The sequence below is a fragment of the Bacillus sp. FJAT-22090 genome, from assembly GCF_001278755.1.
GTDB lineage: Bacteria > Bacillota > Bacilli > Bacillales_A > Planococcaceae > Psychrobacillus.
On the sequence record NZ_CP012601.1, the window covers coordinates 1,993,988 to 2,016,260 of the forward strand.

Annotated in this window: 22 protein-coding genes; 6 read left to right on the forward strand and 16 right to left on the reverse strand. The window is 36.0% G+C overall.

Annotated features, from left to right (window positions below):
- The first annotated feature begins 79 nt into the window (after nt 1-79).
- Entirely contained in the window at nt 80-1,144 is a 1,065-nt protein-coding gene (ytvI, locus tag AM499_RS10295) for a sporulation integral membrane protein YtvI (RefSeq protein ID WP_053590126.1), read from the forward strand.
- A gap of 50 nt (nt 1,145-1,194) precedes the next feature.
- Here ytvI and AM499_RS10300 read toward each other — a convergent pair whose 3' ends face one another.
- The 7 genes from AM499_RS10300 to cyoE form a co-directional block, all read right to left on the reverse strand.
- Nucleotides 1,195-1,656 carry a DUF420 domain-containing protein gene (locus AM499_RS10300; protein WP_172794277.1) on the reverse strand — a complete coding sequence of 154 codons (462 nt, stop codon included), beginning with the start codon at nt 1,654-1,656 and terminating at the stop codon, nt 1,195-1,197.
- A 36-nt stretch (nt 1,657-1,692) separates the two neighbouring features.
- A complete protein-coding gene (ctaG, locus tag AM499_RS10305; protein ID WP_053590128.1) occupies nt 1,693-2,604 on the reverse strand; it encodes a cytochrome c oxidase assembly factor CtaG in 912 nt (303 codons plus the stop codon).
- A gap of 924 nt (nt 2,605-3,528) precedes the next feature.
- On the reverse strand, nt 3,529-3,861 hold the full coding sequence (gene ctaF / locus AM499_RS10310; RefSeq protein WP_053590129.1) for a cytochrome c oxidase subunit IVB: 333 nt from the start codon (nt 3,859-3,861) through the stop codon (nt 3,529-3,531).
- A gap of 1 nt (nt 3,862) precedes the next feature.
- The gene (locus tag AM499_RS10315) at nt 3,863-4,489 is read right to left on the reverse strand and encodes a cytochrome (ubi)quinol oxidase subunit III (protein WP_053590130.1); all 627 of its coding nucleotides are present in this window, start codon (nt 4,487-4,489) and stop codon (nt 3,863-3,865) included.
- Nucleotides 4,490-4,491: 2 nt separating this feature from the next.
- Nucleotides 4,492-6,354 (reverse strand): cytochrome c oxidase subunit I, encoded by a 1,863-nt coding sequence (locus AM499_RS10320; protein ID WP_053590131.1) that lies wholly within the window; start codon nt 6,352-6,354, stop codon nt 4,492-4,494.
- A gap of 33 nt (nt 6,355-6,387) precedes the next feature.
- The gene (gene coxB / locus AM499_RS10325; RefSeq protein ID WP_053590132.1) at nt 6,388-7,470 is read right to left on the reverse strand and encodes a cytochrome c oxidase subunit II; all 1,083 of its coding nucleotides are present in this window, start codon (nt 7,468-7,470) and stop codon (nt 6,388-6,390) included.
- A gap of 100 nt (nt 7,471-7,570) precedes the next feature.
- On the reverse strand, nt 7,571-8,494 hold the full coding sequence (cyoE, locus tag AM499_RS10330; protein WP_053590133.1) for a heme o synthase: 924 nt from the start codon (nt 8,492-8,494) through the stop codon (nt 7,571-7,573).
- 331 nt (nt 8,495-8,825) lie between these two features.
- On the opposite strand from cyoE, the gene AM499_RS10335 reads away from it, so the two are divergent.
- Nucleotides 8,826-9,731, forward strand: a complete 906-nt coding sequence (locus AM499_RS10335) for a COX15/CtaA family protein (protein ID WP_197275648.1) — start codon at nt 8,826-8,828, stop codon at nt 9,729-9,731.
- Nucleotides 9,732-10,470: 739 nt separating this feature from the next.
- On the opposite strand, the gene pyc is transcribed toward AM499_RS10335, so the two are convergent.
- The 3 genes from pyc to AM499_RS10350 form a co-directional block, all read right to left on the reverse strand.
- A complete protein-coding gene (gene pyc / locus AM499_RS10340) occupies nt 10,471-13,914 on the reverse strand; it encodes a pyruvate carboxylase (protein WP_053590135.1) in 3,444 nt (1,147 codons plus the stop codon).
- A 16-nt stretch (nt 13,915-13,930) separates the two neighbouring features.
- Nucleotides 13,931-15,097 carry an FtsW/RodA/SpoVE family cell cycle protein gene (locus tag AM499_RS10345; RefSeq protein WP_053590136.1) on the reverse strand — a complete coding sequence of 389 codons (1,167 nt, stop codon included), beginning with the start codon at nt 15,095-15,097 and terminating at the stop codon, nt 13,931-13,933.
- 101 nt (nt 15,098-15,198) lie between these two features.
- Nucleotides 15,199-15,480: an Fpa/YlaN family protein gene (locus AM499_RS10350; protein WP_053590137.1), complete on the reverse strand. Its 282-nt coding sequence runs from the start codon at nt 15,478-15,480 to the stop codon at nt 15,199-15,201.
- Nucleotides 15,481-15,658: 178 nt separating this feature from the next.
- Here AM499_RS10350 and AM499_RS10355 point away from each other — a divergent pair, with 178 nt between their 5' ends.
- Together AM499_RS10355 and AM499_RS10360 are read left to right on the forward strand one after the other, a co-directional pair.
- On the forward strand, nt 15,659-16,156 hold the full coding sequence (locus AM499_RS10355) for a hypothetical protein (RefSeq protein ID WP_053590138.1): 498 nt from the start codon (nt 15,659-15,661) through the stop codon (nt 16,154-16,156).
- 11 nt (nt 16,157-16,167) lie between these two features.
- Nucleotides 16,168-16,371 carry a YlaI family protein gene (locus AM499_RS10360; protein ID WP_053590139.1) on the forward strand — a complete coding sequence of 68 codons (204 nt, stop codon included), beginning with the start codon at nt 16,168-16,170 and terminating at the stop codon, nt 16,369-16,371.
- A gap of 25 nt (nt 16,372-16,396) precedes the next feature.
- Here AM499_RS10360 and AM499_RS10365 read toward each other — a convergent pair whose 3' ends face one another.
- The gene (locus AM499_RS10365; RefSeq protein WP_231687550.1) at nt 16,397-16,723 is read right to left on the reverse strand and encodes a YlaH-like family protein; all 327 of its coding nucleotides are present in this window, start codon (nt 16,721-16,723) and stop codon (nt 16,397-16,399) included.
- Between the two features lie 21 nt (nt 16,724-16,744).
- Nucleotides 16,745-18,592 carry a translational GTPase TypA gene (gene typA, locus AM499_RS10370; protein ID WP_053590140.1) on the reverse strand — a complete coding sequence of 616 codons (1,848 nt, stop codon included), beginning with the start codon at nt 18,590-18,592 and terminating at the stop codon, nt 16,745-16,747.
- A gap of 106 nt (nt 18,593-18,698) precedes the next feature.
- On the opposite strand from typA, the gene AM499_RS10375 reads away from it, so the two are divergent.
- Nucleotides 18,699-18,884 carry a YlaF family protein gene (locus tag AM499_RS10375; protein ID WP_053590141.1) on the forward strand — a complete coding sequence of 62 codons (186 nt, stop codon included), beginning with the start codon at nt 18,699-18,701 and terminating at the stop codon, nt 18,882-18,884.
- Between the two features lie 35 nt (nt 18,885-18,919).
- Here AM499_RS10375 and AM499_RS10380 read toward each other — a convergent pair whose 3' ends face one another.
- Complete coding sequence (locus tag AM499_RS10380; protein WP_053592164.1) at nt 18,920-19,711, reverse strand: inositol monophosphatase family protein; 792 nt, start codon at nt 19,709-19,711, stop codon at nt 18,920-18,922.
- A 103-nt stretch (nt 19,712-19,814) separates the two neighbouring features.
- The gene (locus AM499_RS10385) at nt 19,815-20,012 is read right to left on the reverse strand and encodes a hypothetical protein (protein ID WP_053590142.1); all 198 of its coding nucleotides are present in this window, start codon (nt 20,010-20,012) and stop codon (nt 19,815-19,817) included.
- 158 nt (nt 20,013-20,170) lie between these two features.
- Between AM499_RS10385 and AM499_RS10390 the strand changes: the two genes are divergently transcribed.
- The gene (locus tag AM499_RS10390; RefSeq protein WP_053590143.1) at nt 20,171-20,818 is read left to right on the forward strand and encodes a YktB family protein; all 648 of its coding nucleotides are present in this window, start codon (nt 20,171-20,173) and stop codon (nt 20,816-20,818) included.
- A gap of 80 nt (nt 20,819-20,898) precedes the next feature.
- Here the strand turns inward: AM499_RS10390 and AM499_RS10395 are convergent, their stop codons facing one another.
- A complete protein-coding gene (locus AM499_RS10395) occupies nt 20,899-21,168 on the reverse strand; it encodes a UPF0223 family protein (protein ID WP_053590144.1) in 270 nt (89 codons plus the stop codon).
- Nucleotides 21,169-21,180: 12 nt separating this feature from the next.
- Nucleotides 21,181-22,140, reverse strand: coding sequence for an NAD(P)H-dependent flavin oxidoreductase (locus AM499_RS10400; RefSeq protein ID WP_053590145.1), 960 nt, complete (start codon nt 22,138-22,140; stop codon nt 21,181-21,183).
- Nucleotides 22,141-22,273 lie beyond the last annotated feature (133 nt).

Below are 22,273 nucleotides of genomic sequence, written 5' to 3' on the forward strand. Positions count from 1 at the left end.
TCTCTAGCGTTTTTATCTGTTCAATTATAAATATCTTGTCTATACTAATAAAAAGAATAGAAAGGAGGAATTATAAAACATGGTATGGAAAATTTTAAAAAAAGAATACGTTAAGTACATAATAGTAGCCATTTTCCTTTTAATAATTGCTTTTTTTATCCTTCCAGTTTCTGTTCCTATTATTTTAGCATTGCTTACTGCAATTATAATTGAACCTGCTGTAAAATTTACTCAAAAAACATTTAAATGGAAACGAAAGCCGGCAGTAATTACTAATTTCACATTTTTCATCATTATTATTTCAGGCCTATTATACTTCGCAGTCACTAAACTAATAAGCCAGTTGATATATACATCTAAAGTTTTCCCATTCCATGTAAATAACCTCACTGGTATTTGGATAGATATTCAAAATAACCTTTTTAAATATACGGAAGGCTTGCCAAAAGAAGTGGTAACATCCATTCAAGATAAAGTGGATTCAACATTAAACAGCATGAAGGAATCTTTACTTGATTTACTTAGCTATTCTAATATATCTGCTATTCTCACAAATATCCCGAATTTTTTAATAAGTTTCATTGTTTTTATCATCGCTCTCTTTTTATTCATGTTGGACTTAGCTAAATTACGAGCGAAGCTATTTTACTATTTATCCGATAGTACCGCAGAAAAAGTACGATTTATGTCATCAAGTATTAAAAAAACTGTTATTGGTTTTTTCAAAGCTCAAATATTAGCAAGTTTTATCATTCTAGGAGCAGCATTTTTAGGATTGCTTTTTATTATTACACCAAAGTACGCTTTTATTATGGCGGTTGTAATTTGGATTATCGATATTATCCCAATACTCGGTTCCATTGCAGTATTGGCACCTTGGGCAATTTATCACTATTTAACTGGAGACATCGTTCTAGGCACAAAACTTACTGTTCTTGCAATTATATTATTGATTATAAGAAGAGCGGTAGAACCAAAACTAATGGGGTCCCAGATGGGGATTTCTCCACTTGCCATACTAATAGCTATGTTTATTGGTGCAAAACTTTTTGGATTTCTCGGTTTTATGATAGGTCCTCTTATGGTAATCCTTTTTATTACCGCTAAAGAATCCGGAATGATCAAACTAAACTTCAAATTATAAATAAAACAGTAACCACCTAGATGCGGTTACTGTTTTATTTTTGCTTTTAATTAGCTACCAATTATAGCTTTAATAACGGAAGTAGTTTCCCCTCCATGGTAAAAAACATAAAGTAACAGGTAGACGGCCACGCCTGTAATTGCAACAAAGAACCAGATAACGCTCGTAATTGGCCCAATTTTACGATGTTTTACTATATTATTTTTATAACCTAAATACAAGGTTACTATTCCAAAAACTGCGCCAACTGTTGCTAAAGTAATATGAAAAATTAAAAATATCGTGTAGTAAATTTTAATATCATCAGGACCACCAAAAGCAGTATTCCCTATAAAGATTGTCCGAGATGCGTAGATAATAAAAAAAGTTAATGCAGATAGAGCTGCAGCAAACATTGTTTTTTTATGTGCTTCTATTTTTCTTTGTTTTACTAGTATCCAACCAATTGCTACTAATACTGCACTTAATACGATAAAAAAGGTACTAATTGTAGGTAATAAAGGTAAACTCATCATCATTCTCCTCGGTAACAAAAATTAAATAATTAGTTAGGCTCTACTTGAATTATGAAGATCATCTAATGCCTTTTGCGTAATTTCATCAGCAGTTTCCTGTTCTTTACGATACCATTGGAAGAAGATTGAAAATAGCACTACTCCATAAATTATTTCTTGAATAATTTTCATAATAATTCCACCAAGTTGTTGATCCTCGAATGGTGGCATATCTGAAAATAACTCAGGTCCAGATAATGATAGACCCGATAACGTACTTGTTGGTACACATAGCTCCATTGCTTTTAACCATGAATCAGGATTTGTATACGTATCATACATTGGAGATCCAGAAAAAATGATAAGTGCACATGCAGGAGTAATTAATACTGCACTTGCAATAAGGTAACCTATTTTCTTTAATCCATGTAATCCTTTTTCATCTTTAATAATTTCAACAACTGACCACCACATGAAAATCGCTGACATAAACAAGATGAACGTATATGTTCCATGTAATACCTCATTCAACTTAATATAATCGAAAATTAAAGGTATATGGTAAAAAGAGAATAGCCCTGAAAACACGATTAATGCAAACAAAGGTTTTGTTAAGAGAGGGAATACTTTTCGAACTACTGGTAATTCAATTACTACCTTCCAAACCCACCAAGGAATTCCCTTCATCATGAGAGGTGGAACTAGTAATAACAAAATAGCCATTTGTGTCATATGAAAAGAAAACATAATATGGCCCATCAAATCTATAGGCGATCCCTTAATAATATATAAAAGAACTAAGCTTGTTAAAAAATATGCAGCTTCTTTACCTTTTAATGGTTCGGAGATTTTAAAATCCTTTCTCCATTTTACAGTGATTAAAAAATACAATATTGTAATAAATACTAAAACGCCAATCATGACAGGACTCCACAATGCTTGAAAACCAAATATACTTAAAGGCATACGTATCCTCGCTCCTTTTTACATTACTCACACTATTATAATGCTCTATCGCTATAACTTCAATGAACGAACTATGACAAATGAGATTGCAAACTATAAGAGCCCGAAGAGAAGAGGCACCTTAGCCTTCCTTCCTCTAGTACAACTGAGGGTACTGAGAAAGTTGATAAAACTTCTTTACTATGTAATGTCGTCCGATAAATAAGAATATCGCTGAAACGGCTCCCTTTCCGCGGGTGTGGCCTTAGCCTCCTAGGCCAACACGATGTTGGTCATGCAATCGTTGCCGCAGGATGCAGCGAACTTAGATTGCCTTCCCCTCAACTGCGGGGTCTTCGGCTAACCCTATTGCTGCAGGAGTGTCGCCTTCTTCAACGATTTTCTATAAATCCTAATTAAAATACCTTAAGTGATAAAAACTTTCTCTATTAATCGCATGATGGGTTTCAATTTCAAAAGCGGAAAATAGTTGATTGGAGTAAGGCGGCGACTCCAGCCGGAATAGCAAATGTTTTCTGGACCGAAAGCGAAGCGGCAGGTGTTTGAGCGAAAAGATCCTGGACTGAGCGTAGCGAAATTAATTTTTGTGACGAGCTTGCTCAGGAGCAAGGGGATCCGCTGAGGCCATGCCGACCGGAACGCGTCAGCCTGGAACGTAAATTAGCGGGTCCAAAATGAGAATATGTGAACAACTTATCGTTCACATATTCTTATGACATCTCATCCAGGACTTTTTCAGTGCCCTCGCTACGCTCCTACTGGGTCCTGTTTGTCTCGCTTTTCGGCAGGAATCGAGTGGAGGCTTCTCCAAACTAATCCTTATAGTTTTTTAACGTGTTTGCCAACTGGCTCCTACGCTCGCTCTCTAAAAGTGATTATAAAAAAAACGAGACTAAGCATAAACTTAGTCTCGTTTAATAAATATTACCACCAAATAATCGTTAAGAATGTAAGGAGCATTGTAAAGCCAATAGTGGCTGCTGTATATAAGAAGAACGTTGTAACAGCATGACCCTTTTCACTCATATGCATGAAATAATAAAGTTGCAATACTACTTGAATTGCAGCCAACAATAAAATTATTGGAACAATATAGTATTTTGAAAAACCAGCAGCTACTGAAGTAAATGAAACAAGTGTCAAGAAAATCATTATTGCAAATGTTGTTACTTGAGCACGCATATCTTCTCTTCTCTTGCGGCGAGTATATTCATATTCTGTTTGTGATTTCACATATACGTGAGCGTCGTGTGACATATTAACCAACAACTCCCATCAAGTATACTACTGTAAAGATGAATACCCACACAACATCGATGAAGTGCCAGTATAAAGAAGCAGTATAGTATTTTGGTGCATTATACAAGCTAAATCCACGTTTAGCATTACGGATAATCAATAAGATAATCCAGCCTAAACCGATTACAACGTGAAGACCATGCGTTCCTACCAATGTAAAGAACGCTGATGAAAACGCACTTTGTCCATAAGTAAAACCGATGTGTACATAATGATAAAACTCATAAATCTCTAATGCTAAGAATCCGAAACCAAGTAATACAGTAATCGCCAACCAAGTTTGCATTCCTCTAAAATTATGGTTCTTCATGTGGTACATTGCGTACACACTTGTTAGAGAAGATGTAAGAAGTAACATCGTCATAACAAAGGCAAGTGGTAATTCATATAGAGATTGAGTTGAAAACTCCATACCACTTGGCCCTTTGTTTTTAAGAGCCAAATAAGTAGCAAACAAACTAGCAAATAGTACAGTTTCTCCACCTAGAAACAGCCAGAAACCTACGAATTTGTTTTTACCTTCTAAGGTTACTTGCTCTGGATGATCTGGCCAAGATTGTGGGGTGTACTTAGTATTAAAGTCCATTATTAATTACCCCCTTCTTCATTCATTAAATCTTCTTTGTGAATATGGAAACCATGGTCATCTTTTAATGAACGTACTGCCATTGAAAGTAATGTAATTGCTAATCCAAGAACGATAACTGGAACTGCCCATGATTTTTCACCATTGTAAAGAGCACCGAATGCTGCTACGAATAATCCAAATGACATTACAAAAGGAATAAATGAGTTATTTGGCATATGAATATCAGATAATGGCTCTGCATATGTCATACCTTCTTTATTACCCTCTTGTTTTTCAATCCAGAAAGTATCAAGTCCACGAACAAGTGGAGTTTGTTTAAAGTTATAAAAAGGAACTGGTTGTGGAATAGCCCATTCTAATGTACGGCCATCTTCCCAAGGATCTTTTCCAACAGGAACATTCTTAACAACTGTAATGATGATATTGATTACTAAAATGATTACACCAATTGCCATGAAAATCGCACCGAGTGAACTGATTAGGTTGAATAGATCCCAACCTTGATTTGCTCCATAAGTGAAAACACGACGTGGCATACCCATTAGACCTAAGAAATGTTGAATAAAGAAAGTAAGATGGAAACCGATAAAGAAGAACCAGAATGTCCATACACCAAGTTTTTCACTTAACATTTGGTTAAACATTAAAGGCCAATATAAGTGCAATGCTGCTAAGATTGCCAGTACTACCCCACCAACGATTACATAGTGGAAATGGGCAACGATAAAGTAAGAATCGTGTAACTGATAGTCAAGAGGTGCTGCAGCTTGCATAACACCAGTAACCCCACCTGCTACGAATGAAGGAATGAATCCTAATGCATAAAGCATTGGAGTGGTTACTTTAATACTACCTCCCCAGATCGTAAGAAGCCAGTTAAAGATTTTCATACCAGTTGGTACAGCAATAGCCATTGTAGCAACAGCAAATATCGCATTAGCTGTTGGTCCTAATCCAACTGTAAACATATGGTGAGCCCAAACCATGAATCCTAAGAATCCAATTAATACTGTAGCAAATACCATGGATGAGTAACCAAATAAACGTTTACGTGAGAAAATAGCAAAGATTTCTGAGAAAATACCGAATGCAGGCAATATTAAGATATATACTTCAGGATGCCCAAATATCCAGAATAAATGCTCCCAAATAATTGTATTACCACCCATTGTATGGTCAAAGAAGTTTGCTCCAAACATACGGTCAAAGATTAAGAAAAATAATCCAATTGTTAAAGGTGGGAAAGCGAATAATATTAACGCACTTGCAACAAATGTAGTCCAAGTCATTAATGGCATACGCATGTATGTCATACCAGGAGCTCTCATATTAATAATTGTTACAAGAAAGTTAATACCGGCTATATATGTACCGGCACCGGATATTTGAAGTCCTAGTGCATAAAAGTCAATCCCATGACCTTCGGATGCTAGCGATAGAGATGCATAAGAAGTCCATCCAGCATCAGGTGCTCCACCCATAAACCAAGATAGGTTAAGGAAGATACCACCAAAAAGGAATAACCAAAAACCAAGTGCATTTAAGAATGGGAATGCAACGTCACGTGCACCAATTTGTAAAGGCACAACAGCGTTCATATATCCAAATAATATTGGCATGGCTGCTAGAAAGATCATTGTTGTACCATGCATTGTAATAATTTCGTTAAATAAACCAGCACTTACAAAATCGTTGTCCGGTTTTGCCAATTGTATACGAATAAGCATTGCCTCGATACCACCGATTACAAAGAACAATCCGCCGGCAGCGAGGTAAAGGACAGCGATTTTTTTATGGTCAACCGTTGTTAAATAGTCCCATAAAGTTGCGCCAAAGCCTTTTTTCTTAGCGATAGAACTCACAACTTTAACCTCCTTTATTTTTTATCTATTGATTTACTTTTCAATAGATAATCCCATTAAATATTCCGCAAGAGCATCTAATTGCTCTTCACTAAATTTGTTGCCATTGTTGATTGCTTCAGGCTGTGGCATTAGGTTGCCTGGTTTGTGACTTTGTGGATCATTGATCCAAGCTTTTAAGTTTTCTTCGTTATGCTCCATGAATCCTGCAACACGGTTACGGTCTCCAAATGCAGCTAAGTTAGGACCTACTCCGCCACCAGTACCTGCAGCAGAAGTTGCGTGACAAGCGATACAACTTGTGTTAAAGATTTCTTCACCAGATTTAGCAAGTTCGCCATCAGCAACAGCTTCTGTTGTTTTAGCAGACTCTACCCATGCGTTAAAATCTTTTCTTTCCATAGTTTTAACTTTGAAATCCATCAAAGCATGTGAAGGACCACAAAGTTCAGCACATTTACCATAGAAAACACCTTGTTCTAATCCAGCAGACGCTTGATCAAATTCTAGATAGAATTGGTTTACGTTTTCCACGTTTGTATCCATTTTACCACCAGCTGATGGAATCCAGAATGAGTGCTTAACATCTGCAGCTTTTAAATTAAAGTACACTTTTTCACCAGTAGGAACTACTAATTCCTGAGAAGTAACTACACCTAAATCTGGGTATTCAAACTCCCACCAGTATAATTTTGCTGTAACATTTACAGTAACTGCTGTTTTGTTACCTTCCTCATCTACTTTTTCCATTCCTGCGACATCCGCATGCTTATAAGTTAAATAAACAGTTGGAACAGCAAGTACTAATAATAGAAGAATAGGAATAACTGTCCAAATAATTTCTAGAGTATGACTTCCTTCCACTTGCTTTGGAATGACGTTTTCTCCTACTTTTTTACGACGGAATTTCACTAGTGCAAGAACATAAATAATTACTACTACTATAATAACTAAAGCCATAATAGCAGATGACAGTAATAGTAAGTTAAATTGATCCCTTCCGACTTGTCCTGCAGGTGTAAGCGTAGATAGATATTCTTCGCCACAACCCGATAGAAAAATCGTAAGAGCTGCTAACAGTGAAAAAAGTCGCCATTTTTTAAGCCCTTTCATCATAGCTAAATCAAACCCCTCTTTCATAGTTGTATTCATGTGCAGTTGGACTGTGGTTCTGTTCTATATGAATTCTCATTAATTAAAGAAAGAATTCCAGTAGTTAAATAAAGATAGAGAAGATTATCATTGATACGAACAGGATGGTCATATAGTTTAATGAATAAACAAACATACGAGTAGCCCATTTCAAATCGTCTTCAGCTCGGAAACCTTTAATAGCAAGTATGAGCCAACCAATATTAAGAGCGGTAGCCAATACGATAAAGAATGTTCCAAGTTCCATTAGCAAAAATGGTAATGGGAATAAGAATATTACCCATAAAAGCATAGAACGCTTCGTACGTTCAAATCCTTTTACAACTGGAAGCATTGGAATATTAGCTGCTCTGTATTCCTCTGTTCGTTTCATAGCAAGTGCATAAAAGTGCGGTGGTTGCCACACGAACATTATTAAGAACAGAGCTAGAGCTCCAAGGCTTAAACCAGGTTCTACTGCTCCCCATCCAATTAAAGGTGGTATTGCACCAGAAATACTGCCGACTACTGTGTTACTCACATGTTTTCTTTTTGACCACATGGAATAAAGAACTACATAACTAATGATACCAGCAAGTCCCCAAACTCCCGCAGAAGTTGAAGCCATAAATAACAAAATTTCACCTACAACTAACAAAGTAAGAGAAGTTATCAGCACGGCCGTAGGATTAAACCTTCCAGTAACAGTTGGTCTTGCTCTTTTACTCTTCATAATAGGATCTATATCACGATCTATATAGTTATTCATCGCACCTGATCCAGCGATAATTAAAGCCGCCCCAAATAGTGTGTAGAACAACAAATCTAATTCATGAAGAAAATTACGGTTAGTAAATTGAAAAGCTAACCAAATACCAGTAAACGTCGTTATTAGATTTGAATTTACAATCCCAATCTTAATAAGTGCAAGAAAGTCTTTGATGAATGACGCTGTTTCTGGATTTTTGTCAGTCTCGGTATTCGCGGTAATTGATTGACTATTCGACATGCTGCCCCCTCCTTTCAAAGTTGTAAGCATATTCCGCTATCTTTTACTATATCGAAAATCATCTCTAATTTCTATAGCGAAATATGTTTTTCGACTTATAAGTATTAAAAGATTCTCCTAAACAATACAACAATATTAATAGTAAATCATTTCTTTTTATTATTTGTGAAGGTTCAGGCACGAATTTATGAACAATTTGTGAAATGGCATTATCATACCCTATTCATTAAATGATAAACATTGTATTTTCTTCTATGTTTCGATATTATCAAAAGGCAGATACCGTCTTTTTAAGACGATCAAGATACATAAAGTAGGTGGCATATTGCACATTCACAAAAGTTTAAAATGGTTAGCTGTGGCCTCTACAGTTGGTATGCTTCTCATTCTATTAGGTGGAGCTCTTGTAACCAAAACCGACAGTGGAATGGGTTGCGGTAGACATTGGCCAGGCTGTAATGGACAACTTATACCTGATGAAATAACGACAGAAGTACTTATTGAATTTTCACACAGACTTGTTACAGGTGCTGTTGGAATACTCATTGTAGCTTTGGCAGTTTGGGCATGGCGCGCATTGGGAAATGTTCGCGAAACAAAGTTTTTATCGTTTATGGCAATTTTCTTTTTGGTTCTACAAGCTTTAATTGGAGCAGCACAAGTTAAGTGGGGTCAAGGCGATTTCATTCTAGCACTACATTTTGGAATATCACTCATTTCTTTTGCAGCAGTCTTATTGTTGACCTTACTGATCTTTGAAGTTGATCGAAAATTTGACACAGATAAAATTAGAATTGGTAAAACTTTAAAGTTTCATACAATCGGAGTCACATTATATTCATATATAGTAGTTTATACTGGTGCATTAGTAAGGCACACAGAGGCAAGTTTGGTTTGTAAAGATTGGCCTTTATGTAGAAATGATGAGTTTACACTACCTACCAATTTATATGAGTGGGTTCAGATGGGGCATCGTGCTGCAGCTGGCTTGATAATCATATGGATATTGATTATTGCTATTCATGTAATTAAGAACTATAAAGATCAACGTGCTCTTTATTGGGGCTGGATTATTGCATTAATTCTTGTTGTGTTACAAGGTTCTACTGGTATGCTAGTAGTATTAACTAAACTTAATCTTTATATCGCATTATTGCATTCTTTATTTGTTTCATTACTTTTCGGATTGCTCTGCTATATGATTTTACTTTTATCTAGAAGTCGGATGAAAAAATAATAAGCCGATTCACCTTTGTCCTTATTTGATCAGTAACTGTTCGCTAGTGACAATTACAGATACTAAACCAATTCCTATGAGCGTGGAGAGAAGAGATGTTGTCCCTTCTCTCCACGCTTTTTTGGTATATCTCGTTAAGATTAGCTACTAGTCTAAACATTAATATAATTGATGTTTCCTAATAGAGATTAAGAGTTGGAAACGTATGTGCACTTGCCGCACGCTACGTCTAAGCCACTGCAGAATGAATCGCTCATCTGTCGCTCTCACATCCTTTACGGGGTCTCATTCTTCGCGATCTTGCGGTGTGTAAGGCGCACATCTTGGATGCATCAGTTTAAATTGAAACAATCCATTAAAAAGATAAGCCTACTCAGGATTATTGATTAACAACCATATAACAGAATCTACTTTATTATTAGAGAAGATACTGGTATTCGCGCATTGCCAGCCGTATGAAACAGAGAAATACGCTAGTGCATACAGCGGCACTTGCGGACGGGCGGCTAGCGCGAATGTTAATAAAGAGTAGATGCCCCTTTCACTTAAGCCCAATGATTCCGCTCCATAGAAAATAGAAATTCGTATATGCGCTTGCCGCACGCTACCCAGGATGAATCTCTCCTTTGTCGCTCTCACATCCTTCGCGCTCTTGCGACGTCTAAGTCGCTTATGCTGGAAATAGTTTTACTCACATCAAAAAGACTGTTTGACAATTTATATCAAACAGTCTTCATAATTATTCTTTTTCTATTTCAATTAATAAATCACCAGTGGAAATAGCTTCCCCTGCGACTACATGAATCTCTTTAATTACTCCGTTGAAAGGTGCTTGAACTGTTGTTTCCATCTTCATGGCTTCCGTAATAAGTAAGTGTTGCCCTCTTTTCACTTTACTTCCAATCGAAACAGCTACTTTTAGTACAGTACCTGGCATAGTTGCACCTATATGTTGCTCATTAGTTACATCTACTTTCGGTCGAGACAAATGACTAACTTCGATTGTCAGATCTTGAATGGAAACTTCACGTGGCTGACCATTCAATTCAAAGTAGATAATTCTGTTGCCATCGTGAGTTGGCTCACTAATAGAAACCAATTTAATCATTAAAGTCTTTCCTACTTCAATCTCTACTTCGATTTCTTCTCCAAGCTTCATGCCATATAAGAAAGTAGGTGTATCTAGTACTGAAACATCTCCGAAGTTCTTTTCTGTAGTAGCATATTCATCGAATACTTTAGGATAAAGCGTATATGCTAAAATTTCTTGACTCGTTACAGGGCGTCCTAGTTTATTGAATAATTCTTCTCTCACTGCTTTAAAATCAATTGGCTCCAGTAATTCTCCAGGTCTTACTGTAATTGCCTGACGATCCTTTAATATTACTTCTTGCAGTTCTTTTGGGAACCCACCGTACGGCTGACCAATATACCCTTCAAAAAACTCGATAACAGAGTCTGGGAAATCAATCGTTTTTCCTCGTGTTATCACTGAAATTTCATCCAGATTATTTTGTACCATGAACAGCGCCATATCCCCAACAATTTTAGATGAAGGCGTAACTTTTACCACGTCTCCAAAGAGTAAGTTAACTCGAGAATACATCTCTTTTACTTCTTCCCAGCGTTCGCCTAGTCCTACACCCTTTGCTTGTTGTTGAAGATTACTATATTGTCCTCCTGGCATTTCATGTACATAAATCTCTGTATGTGGACTCATCATTCCACTTTCAAAATCTTGATAGTATTTACGTACATCTTCCCAATAATAGGATAACTTTTCAAAAGCATTTATATCACCGATAACTTCTCTGTTGCTCCCTTTTAACGCATAACTCAATGTACTTGCGCTCGGTTGAGATGTCAAACCAGCCATCGCACCTAAAGCCGTATCTACAATATCTACTCCAGCTTCTATAGCTTTTGCATACATATAAATTCCGTTTCCACTTGTATCATGTGTATGCAGATGAATTGGTAGATCCACTGTGCTTTTAAGTTCACTAATCAATCTAAAAGCCGCTTCTGGCTTTAATAGACCCGCCATGTCCTTAATCGCCAAAATATGCGCTCCTGCGGCTTCTAACTCTTTTGCCATATCTTTATAGTACTGCACCGTATATTTGGCACGTGAGTCATCTAAAATGTCTCCTGTGTAGCATATAGCCGCCTCAGCTATCTTTCCAGATTGTCGAGTAGCATCTATTGCAACTTCCATCCCTTTGATCCAGTTCAGGCTATCAAAAATTCGGAATACATCTATACCTGCTTCTGCCGACTCTTGAATAAACTCTCGAATGACATTATCCGGATAGTTTTTGTATCCAACAGCATTTGCCCCTCGGAATAACATTTGAAAAAGAACATTTGGAATCATTTGTCGCATTTTTAGTAGACGATCCCATGGATTCTCTTTTAAGAAACGGTAGGCAACGTCAAACGTAGCTCCTCCCCACATTTCAAAAGAAAACAAGTCGTGCATCCCATGGGCTGATTCTGTTGCTATTTCAAACATATCGTACGATCGAACACGCGTAGCGAGAAGTGACTGATGGGCATCCCTAAAAGTTGTGTCTGTTAGTAATACACCTTTTTGTTCCTTCACCCAGTTGACTACCCCTTCTGGGCCATGTTGCTCTAAAATTTGTTTTGTTCCAATTGTAGGTAGTGCTGTTAAGTCAACTTTTGGTTTTCTTGCAGTACTAAAAATAGGTTTAGATTTTTTCTTCTCCACACCAGGAAAACCATTAACAGAAACATTACCAATATAATTTAATAGCTTTGTTCCCCGGTCTTTCCTATTAGGGAATAAAAATAGTTCAGGAGTTGAATCAATAAAACTTGTATTAAATTTTCCTGAAAGGAAGCTTGGATGCTTTACAACATTTTCTAAAAAAGGAATATTAGTTTTTATCCCTCTTATTCTGAATTCCTGCAAATTTCTGTCCATTTTAGCTGCAGCTTCCTTAAATGTCATGCCCCAAGTCGAAACCTTCACTAACAATGAATCATAATAAGGAGTGATAACAGCTCCTTGAAACCCGTTTCCAGCATCTAAGCGTACACCAAAACCACCACCTGACCGATAAACCATAAGCTTTCCTGTATCAGGCATAAAATTATTCAAAGGGTCTTCTGTTGTTACTCGTGACTGAATCGCAAAACCAAAGAGTGGAATATTATCCTGACTCGGGATTCCCATTTCTTCACTGTTTAAAGCTAAACCATCTGCGATTTTGATTTGTGCATGTACAATATCAACACCAGTAATCATTTCTGTTATCGTATGTTCTACTTGTATACGAGGATTTACTTCAATAAAATAAAAATCATTTTCCGTTACTAAAAATTCAACTGTTCCTGCATTTATGTAAGATACATTTTTCATCAACTGAACTGCAGCTTGGCAAATGCTATCTCGTAATTCGGAACTCAAAGAATTAGAAGGAGCAATCTCTACCACCTTTTGATGTCTTCTTTGAATCGAACAGTCCCGTTCATACAAATGGATGAGATTACCTTGATTATCTCCTAGAATTTGGACTTCTATATGTTTTGGCTGATCAATGAATTTTTCTACGTACACTTCATCTGATCCAAATGCCGCCTTCGCTTCTGATTTTGCACGTTCATATGCACTATCCAATTCCTCTTCTGTTTGAACGACACGCATTCCACGTCCTCCGCCACCAAGAGACGCTTTAATCATTAGCGGATAGCCATGTGCTTTACCAAACGCACGAACATCTTCCAAGTTTTCTACTGGACCATCGCTTCCTGGAATAACAGGTATACCAGCCTTCACAGCCTGATCACGTGCTTTAACTTTGTCTCCAAACATATCGAGATGCTCGGATGTAGGTCCAATAAAGATTATGCCTTCTTCCTCACAACGTCTTGCAAAGTCAACATTCTCTGAAAGAAAACCATATCCTGGATGAATAGCATCAGCATTACTTTTTTTCGCTATTCGTATAATATCTTCTATATCCAAGTAAGCGTCAATTGGTTTTTTTCCATCTCCAACCAAGTAAGATTCATCTGATTTAAATCGATGAAAAGAGCCAATATCTTCTCTTGAATAAATAGCTACTGTACGTAGATTTAACTCTGTACAAGCCCGGAAAATTCGAATCGCTATTTCCCCTCTGTTAGCGACTACTATTTTATTGATTTTTTTCATCCCTACACCCCTTATCTTATCCTTTGGTTTTCTCATACTTTACAAACATTGAGACATTCATCAGTATCCCCATTGCTGCGGATAACAATATAATGGAGGTCCCCCCGTAACTGATAAACGGTAAAGGCACTCCGGTAAGTGGGATTATTCCCAGCATGCCACCTAAGTTAACAAATGTTTGAAATCCTATAATACTACCAATTCCAGCAGCTATCATACGAGCCTGAGGATCTTTTGTAGTGATGGCAATCATTATTGCCTTGAATACAAGAAAAAACAGTCCTAATAAAACGATTAATACCCCTATAATCCCAAGTTCCTCGGCAATAATTGCCATTATAAAATCCGTATGTGGTTCCGGAAGATATCCAAATTTCTGATTCGAGTTCCCCAACCCTAAACCTTTTAAACCACCAGAACCTATAGCAATATAACCATTTACAATCTGATAGCCATAGCCTTGTTCATAATCAAAAGGATTAAAGAAAGCTTCTAGTCTGCCTCTTCTATGTGGAGTCAATAAAGTATCCTTCATCAAGTAAATCGCAACGAGACCTAATGTAATTACCATACCAATTAATCCAATAATTTTGGAAAATGACTTAAATTTTATTCCACTAGCAGCAATTACAGAAATTGCAACAAAGCTAATTATCATTGTATTTCCTACGTCTGTTTCCATCATAATTGACACAAATACAAAAAATAACACGATGAGAGGCGGCCCAACAGATTCGTTTAGTTTATCTAATGTTCCATTTTCATATTTCTTCGTAAATATCCCTGCAAAATATAAAACTATTACAATTTTCGCAACTTCTGATGGTTGAATATTACCAAAACCTAAGTGAATCCAACTCTGTGAACCACTTTCCCCACCCGAACCAATAAAATGCACTAAAAATAAAAGCGTAAACATCACGAGTAGCATTAACTGCATTACAACTTTATTTTTATAATGTTTATACGGAAAAAAAGCAGTCAGGAAGAAAACTGGAATACAAAGTAATAAGTTTAGCTTTTGCTTGTTAAAAAAATAGTCGGGTTCCCAACCATAATTAAGAACCGACCAACCAAAACTAGCACTATATATCATTACTAAACCAAATAGGCAAAGTAACAAATAAACAAAGAATAACGGATAATCAAAGTTTTTTACATAACGTTTAATATACGGAATCATTTTAAAACCTCTATTTCATAATTTAAAACTATTATTTTAATATAACAAATAAATATTTCTAGAAAAAAAACTCAAACAGTATTTTTGTTTGAGTTTTATAATTATTTTTCTGTATGGATCTCATGTAAAATTGATAACTCTTTTTCAAGTGAAGCTATAATTTCTTTTCCTTCACTTTTCTCTAAAAGCCCTAGCTTTACCGCAAAGTCAATTTCACGTGACAAACCAAACATTTGAGTGTCCAGAACCTCTTCATAGAGAGGGCATTGAGGCATCGTTAAGTTATCCATCTGCACTTTTATAAGTTGTGCAATCTTTTCCGCATCTTTTTTCAAAAGCTCTAATGCTTTATCTTGATACGAAATTTGTATATTAGTATCCATGAGGACGCCCCCATTATTATAATTTCTAATTGTTTTACCTCCCTAAAGTGTATCTTTTGCGTAAGAAAAATGCAAGTGTTCTCTCATCTTACATTTTGATATAATTAATTATTCTTTGAGACTTTTCGATTTAAAGGTATACTTATATAGATTAGATAGTCTAGAGGAGGCAATTGTTTTGGAACAAATTATTCCTATTAAGGGTGCAGTAAAATTTAATATTACTTTAGATCCTACCGTATGGATTTTTGATGATCGTAGAATCGATTTGGATGATTTCTTTTCTGGTAAGTACGAATATAAAGATGAGTTAGAGGAGTATACAAAAGTTACTTCTGCTCATTGGTCTCGAGAAATCATTGAAGGCTCAACTAACCCACCGACATTAAAAACTGAAAAAAAATACGAGCGCACAAAAGTATTAACAAGTACTTTTGGTATTGACCTAAAGCAATTCATTTTAAATGCTGAGCCTTTAAATGATGCTACTACACTTGTTGTGGAAACTACTGATAGTGAACATACATTTTCTTTAAAAGAACTAGACTCCCTATTATTGAAGTTTAGCCATAAAGGAAAGCCACTACGAGAAGATGGTCCTGTTCACATACTAAAAAAAGATGGATCCAATATCAATAACCCCATCAATAATATTACAGCATTTCGTATAGAATAGGAGGTAGCTTTATGAAGGTACAATGTGCCATTTGCGACCGAATTGACGAGCTTCCAAATGACTTGCCATTAGCGAAGAAATTAAGAAATCGACCTATTCACACTTATATGTGTCCAACCTGCCATGACAGAATAGAAGAAAAAACACTTGACCGATTAGCAACCGGCAAATTTATTTTTTACAAAACTTCAAAGCTTATTGAAAATGAATTTTAACTAGAAAAGAAAAAGCTCGACTACACTAAGTAGTCGAGCTTTTTCTTTTCTCAAGTCGTAAGCGAATTTTATAAATAATGAGGATTAATGCTGCAACAATTAGCCCTTCTACAACAGGAAGGAAAAAAGCTAAAAATGTTAGCATCAAACATCCGATAAATAAAAACGCATAAATGACTATATTTTGACCAATACGTAATTTTTTTGCAAATCCTAGCTTATAAACAAGGACGGATAGCAAGAAAATCACTAAAAATAATACATAACCCGCTATATCGTAGGATGGCATTGCCTCGTAAATATATCTTGCAATACTAGACATTCTACCAAATACGAATTGCTTTTCCTCCAAGGTTTTTCACCCTTTCAGTTCCTATTCCAGTTCTGCATTTTTCTTTTTCTTTGCGACACGTTCGCGTTCATTTTTATCTAAAATTTGTTTACGTAAACGAATTGATTGTGGAGTAATTTCTAGATACTCATCTTCGCCTAAATATTCTATCGCTTCTTCAAGAGTTAAAATACGTGGTTTTTTAATCACGTTTGTTTGATCTTTGTTAGCTGAACGAATATTCGTTTTTTGTTTCATTTTTGTAATATTAACAGTGATATCAGCATCACGAGTATTCTCTCCGACAACCATACCTTCATAAATTTCAGTACCTGGTTCTACGAATAATGTACCACGATCTTCTATTTGCATCATTCCATAAGTTGATGCTTTACCAGTTTCCATTGAAACAAGTACTCCTTGGTGACGTCCACCAACACGACCTGAAACTACTGGTTGATAACTATCAAAAGTGTGGTTAATGATACCAAATCCTTTAGTCAGAGACATAAATTCAGTAGTATACCCGATTAATCCACGAGCAGGAACCATGAAGATCAAACGAACTTGACCATTACCATTGTTGACCATGTCAATCATTTCACCTTTACGAGTACCCATAGATTCGATAATAGAACCTACACTATCTTCTGGCACATCAATTTGAACACGCTCAACAGGTTCGCATTTTACACCATCAATTTCTCTAATAATTACTTTCGGTTTGGAAACTTGTAATTCATATCCTTCACGACGCATATTTTCGATTAAAATCGATAAGTGAAGCTCACCACGACCAGAAACTGTCCAAGCATCAGGAGAGTCTGTATCTTCAACTCGTAATGATACATCTGTTTGTAATTGAGCACGTAAACGTTCTTCTATTTTACGTGAAGTAACCCATTTACCTTCACGACCAGCGAATGGTGAGTTATTTACTAAGAATGTCATTTGTAGAGTTGGTTCATCGATACGTAATGGTGTTAAAGCTTCAGGATGGTCTGTAGGACAAACTGTCTCACCTACATTAATTTCTTCCATACCAGATACCGCAATTAAATCTCCTGCTTTAGCTGACTGGATTTCTTCACGCTTTAATCCAAAGAAACCGAAAATTTTTGTTACACGGTAATTTTTCACCGAGCCATCTAATTTCATAAGAGAAATTTGTTGCCCTACTTCAATTGTTCCGCGGAATACACGACCAATACCAATACGTCCTACATAATCATTATAGTCAAGTAATGCTACTTGGAATTGTAGTGGTTCGTCTGAGTTATCAATCGGTGCCGGAATTGCTTCGACAATCATGTCGAATAGACATTTCATGTTTTCTTCTTGGTTAGCAGGGTCTGGATCTAATGAAGCAGTACCGTTTACACCAGAAGCATATACAACTGGGAATTCTAATTGATCTTCATCTGCACCTAATTCTATTAATAGTTCTAAAACTTCATCTACTACTTCTAGTGGACGAGCAGAATCTTTATCTACTTTGTTAACTACAACGATTGGTGTTAATTTTTGTTCTAATGCTTTTTTCAATACGAAACGCGTTTGAGGCATACAACCCTCATATGCATCGACAACTAGTAAAACGCCGTCTACCATTTTTAAGATACGTTCTACCTCACCGCCGAAATCAGCATGTCCAGGTGTATCTAGGATATTGATGCGAGAACCATTATAATCTACTGCTGTATTTTTAGCTAAAATCGTAATACCGCGTTCACGCTCAATATCATTCGAGTCCATTGCACGTTCTTCAACGTGTTCATTTGAACGAAATGTACCAGATTGTTTTAATAATTGATCGACTAGTGTCGTTTTTCCATGGTCAACGTGTGCTATAATTGCAATGTTTCGTAAATCTTGACGAATTTTTGTCATATTTCCACTCCATATTCTTTTTTTCGCGTCCATAACTGTGTTATTATAGCACAAGTGAAACTAAAGTAATAATATTTTTTATCATTATTTTTTGGAGGTAATCATTTTGGGCAACATTAAATGGATTTTCGTTCTATTTTCTATTGGTGCAATATTATCTATGGCTTTTGTTGGAATTGCGATTGCACTTAGAAGTATCCCATTAGTAATACTAGGACTTGTCTTACTTTGCGTGGTTATGGGATATGGTTTTAAAACAAAGAAAAGAATGAGAGATCAAGGTCTACTATAATAAATCGTCGACAAGAGTTTTCTTGCCGACGATTTTTATTTTAACTTTATATAATTTGTTACTAATTCCTTATGAAGACCCGGCTTTGCAATTAAAAAAGTATTTTGTGTCAATAAATTTATTGGTTTATCAGCCAGATCCGTAACAATCGCCCCCACCTCTTTTGCAACGACCATTCCACCTGCTATATCCCATGGTGATAGCCGCATCGACATATAGGCATCCAGTTTTCCAGTTACAACATAGGCTATTTCCAATGCAGCTGACCCATATGATCTAGTTCCACGTACTGTTTGTAAAAGCTTAATCATCCCATCATTTTCAATGTATTTATTTGGTACTACCCAACTGGCATTAATTCCAATAATGGATTGTTCAATCCTTGCTTTCTCTACGTTTGGTATTCGTAAATCATTATAATATGCTCCTTCACCAAGCGATGCAGATATTAAATCATCTTCCATCACATTATAAATATAGCCAAGTAGACCTACTCCATCCTTATAAATACCTAGTGAAATAGCAAAGTTCTTTTTTTGATGAATAAAATTCATTGTTCCATCTATTGGATCCAACATCCAGACATACCCATTTAAATCTTCAATATCGTCACCAAATCCTTCTTCTCCAAAGATTCGATGTTCAGGAAAATCCTTTTTTATATGGCTTATAAAAAATTGTTCTGTTTCTTTATCAATATTTGTAACCAAATCGTTTGCTTCGGATTTTGTTTCAATAATAAGCTCAGTAGTAAAAGATGCTTGTATTCTACCCGCAGCTTCTTTGATGAGCGACTTTGCATATTTATCTAACTTATGTATATCCACTGCTCCCACCCTTTCTTTCCATCTACTATTCAGTATAAAGAAAAAAACACCGGCTGTCTTTTAAATAGCAGGTGTTTTTTATCTGGTATCCGAAATTATATCATCAGTTGAGCGCATTAAGTTCTCCTAACTGTTGATGTATTTCTTTAAGTCTTTCCTTTGACTTATTAATGTCATCTTCACTCTCATCTGTCATGGCATCAAAAAGAGTCGCCAATTCATAATCCAATTCCAATTTCAAAGTTTGAATTTTTTCTTTTTCCAAGTCATTTTTACGAATAATGTGAACAACCTGTCTCATAACTAACACCCCTTCTCTTTTGAGTTGTTTCGTAATATTCGGAACTTTTTTAATAATTTATGCTGGCTATAAATTATTGGCAACTTTAAAATCCTACTTACAAGATTTTTACCCATATTTGCTATAAAATAAACATAGGAATTGAAAGGAGTTTTAAAATGAGCAATCAATTTTGGGAAAGTAAAGATTTTAATGTATTCCAAATAGATGGGTTAGAAAATAGAATGGAAGCACTCATCTCAAATATAAGACCAAAGTTTGAATTATTAGGTGAACGTTATAGCCTCTATTTTTCTGGTGTTCTTGGTGATGAATATTTTGCCCATGTTGCAAAACATGCAAGGCGTTCCGTCAATCCTCCAAAGGACAGTTGGGTAGCATTTTCTCCTTATAAACGTGGATATAAAGCTTTACCTCATTTTCAAATAGGACTTTGGGGAAGCCATTTATTTATTATTGTGGCTGTTATTTATGAAGCCCCAGATAAAGTTGCTATTGCCGAACTCTTATTAAAGAAAAAAGCGTTGTTCAATAAACTTCCTAAGGATTTTATTGTATCGGGAGATCATATGAAGCAGGATGCTATACCTTTAAAGGAAGCCAAGAAAACGGAACTTGAGCAATTATTGACTCGCCTTCGTGATGTAAAAAAAGGAGAGTTTCTAGTGGGTAGACATATCCCTAGGGAAGAAGCAGTTAAACTAACGGAAGAAGAATTTTTGCGAATAGTGGAAGATACTTTTGAGCAGCTTTTACCTATTTATAAAACAATGACAAATATGAAAGTAGCACGCGCTACTAAATAATTTGATAAATTAGCCCCTTTTTTAAAGGGGCTTGTTTATTTTTACTGGATAGAAAACATTTTACACAAAGTCTGTTTACATTAACCTTTTATAATGGTGCTATCATCTTTTTCTTTCATTTGTTTTATGATGGGATAACTTGCATATCCACTTTCTTTTTCAAAATCACGAAAATACGTTTTTTCTTCTGCAATAGAAGGGACTATTTCTTTAAAACGACGATACTTTTTCAATAATTCCTCTCGTTTTATACCCTTTTCATAAGCTTTTTCAATTGCCTCGAAAAACTGAACGACATCAACTATTTCTTCCGTCGACCAGTCAATGGAGAATGGATATGTATATTCCATTTCCTCAACCTCCTATAATGACCATTTTTTCCTTATTTCTGTAGCATCTGAAACCATTTGTTGAAATAATTCTTGTACAGAAGGGATGTTATTTATCAATCCGACCCCTTGACCCGCCCATCCAAATCCTTTTTCAGCGTTACCTTCATAAATGAATTGTTTGTTTGCCTCACCACTAATATAGTCCTTTAAAGCATCATATGTCGGATTTTCCTTTTCAATACTCAGAATCGTTTGGGTCCAATTACCTTTAAGCGCTCTAGCTGGAGCTCCGATCGACCTTTTAATAACTACTGTGTCTGTTTCTCCACTTTCTAATATGGCATTTTTATATGCAGGAGATGCATGTACACACTCCTTAGTAGCGATGAAACGAGTACCCATTTCGATTCCCTCAGCCCCTAATGCATGTGCTGCCATCCAACCTCGTCCGTCTGCTATTCCACCAGATGCTATTACAGGAATCGATACTGCGTCTACAACCTGTGGGATAAGTACCATAGAACCTATATCATCTCTTCCAAGGTGCCCCCCACCTTCTTGTCCGACTACCATTACTGCATCAGCACCAAGCTGCTCCGCTTTTTGTGCTTGTCTTTTTGCCGCTACCAATACTAATTTTTTAATGGACGTTTTTTCCAAAGCCTCTAATATTGGAGCTGGATTTCCACCAGTCATTGAAATAACAGGAACGTTTTCATCAATTGCCACTTGCAGCATATGTTCATAAGGTCGTCCTGTTTGTCCAATAGCAAAATTTACTCCAAATGGTTTATCTGTTAACTCTCTTACTTTTTTAATTTCCTCTCTTAATTCTTCTGGTGTTTTTAAGCTCATTGCCGTCACTTGACCGAGTCCACCTGCATTTGATACTGCCGCACATAAGTCCGAATATGCCAAGTAGGCAAGTCCACCTTGAATAATTGGATATTCTATCCCTAGTAGATCCGTTACATTTGTTTGAAAATTCATCCTATTCCCTCCCTTGATTTTAAGTGTAAAATAATTAATCACTTGAATCAATTCACAAATATTTTTATAGTAATAGAATTAACGAAGTGCTATAATTCATTTGTTTTAAAAAAAGTGTTTGAAGTTGTTGAAC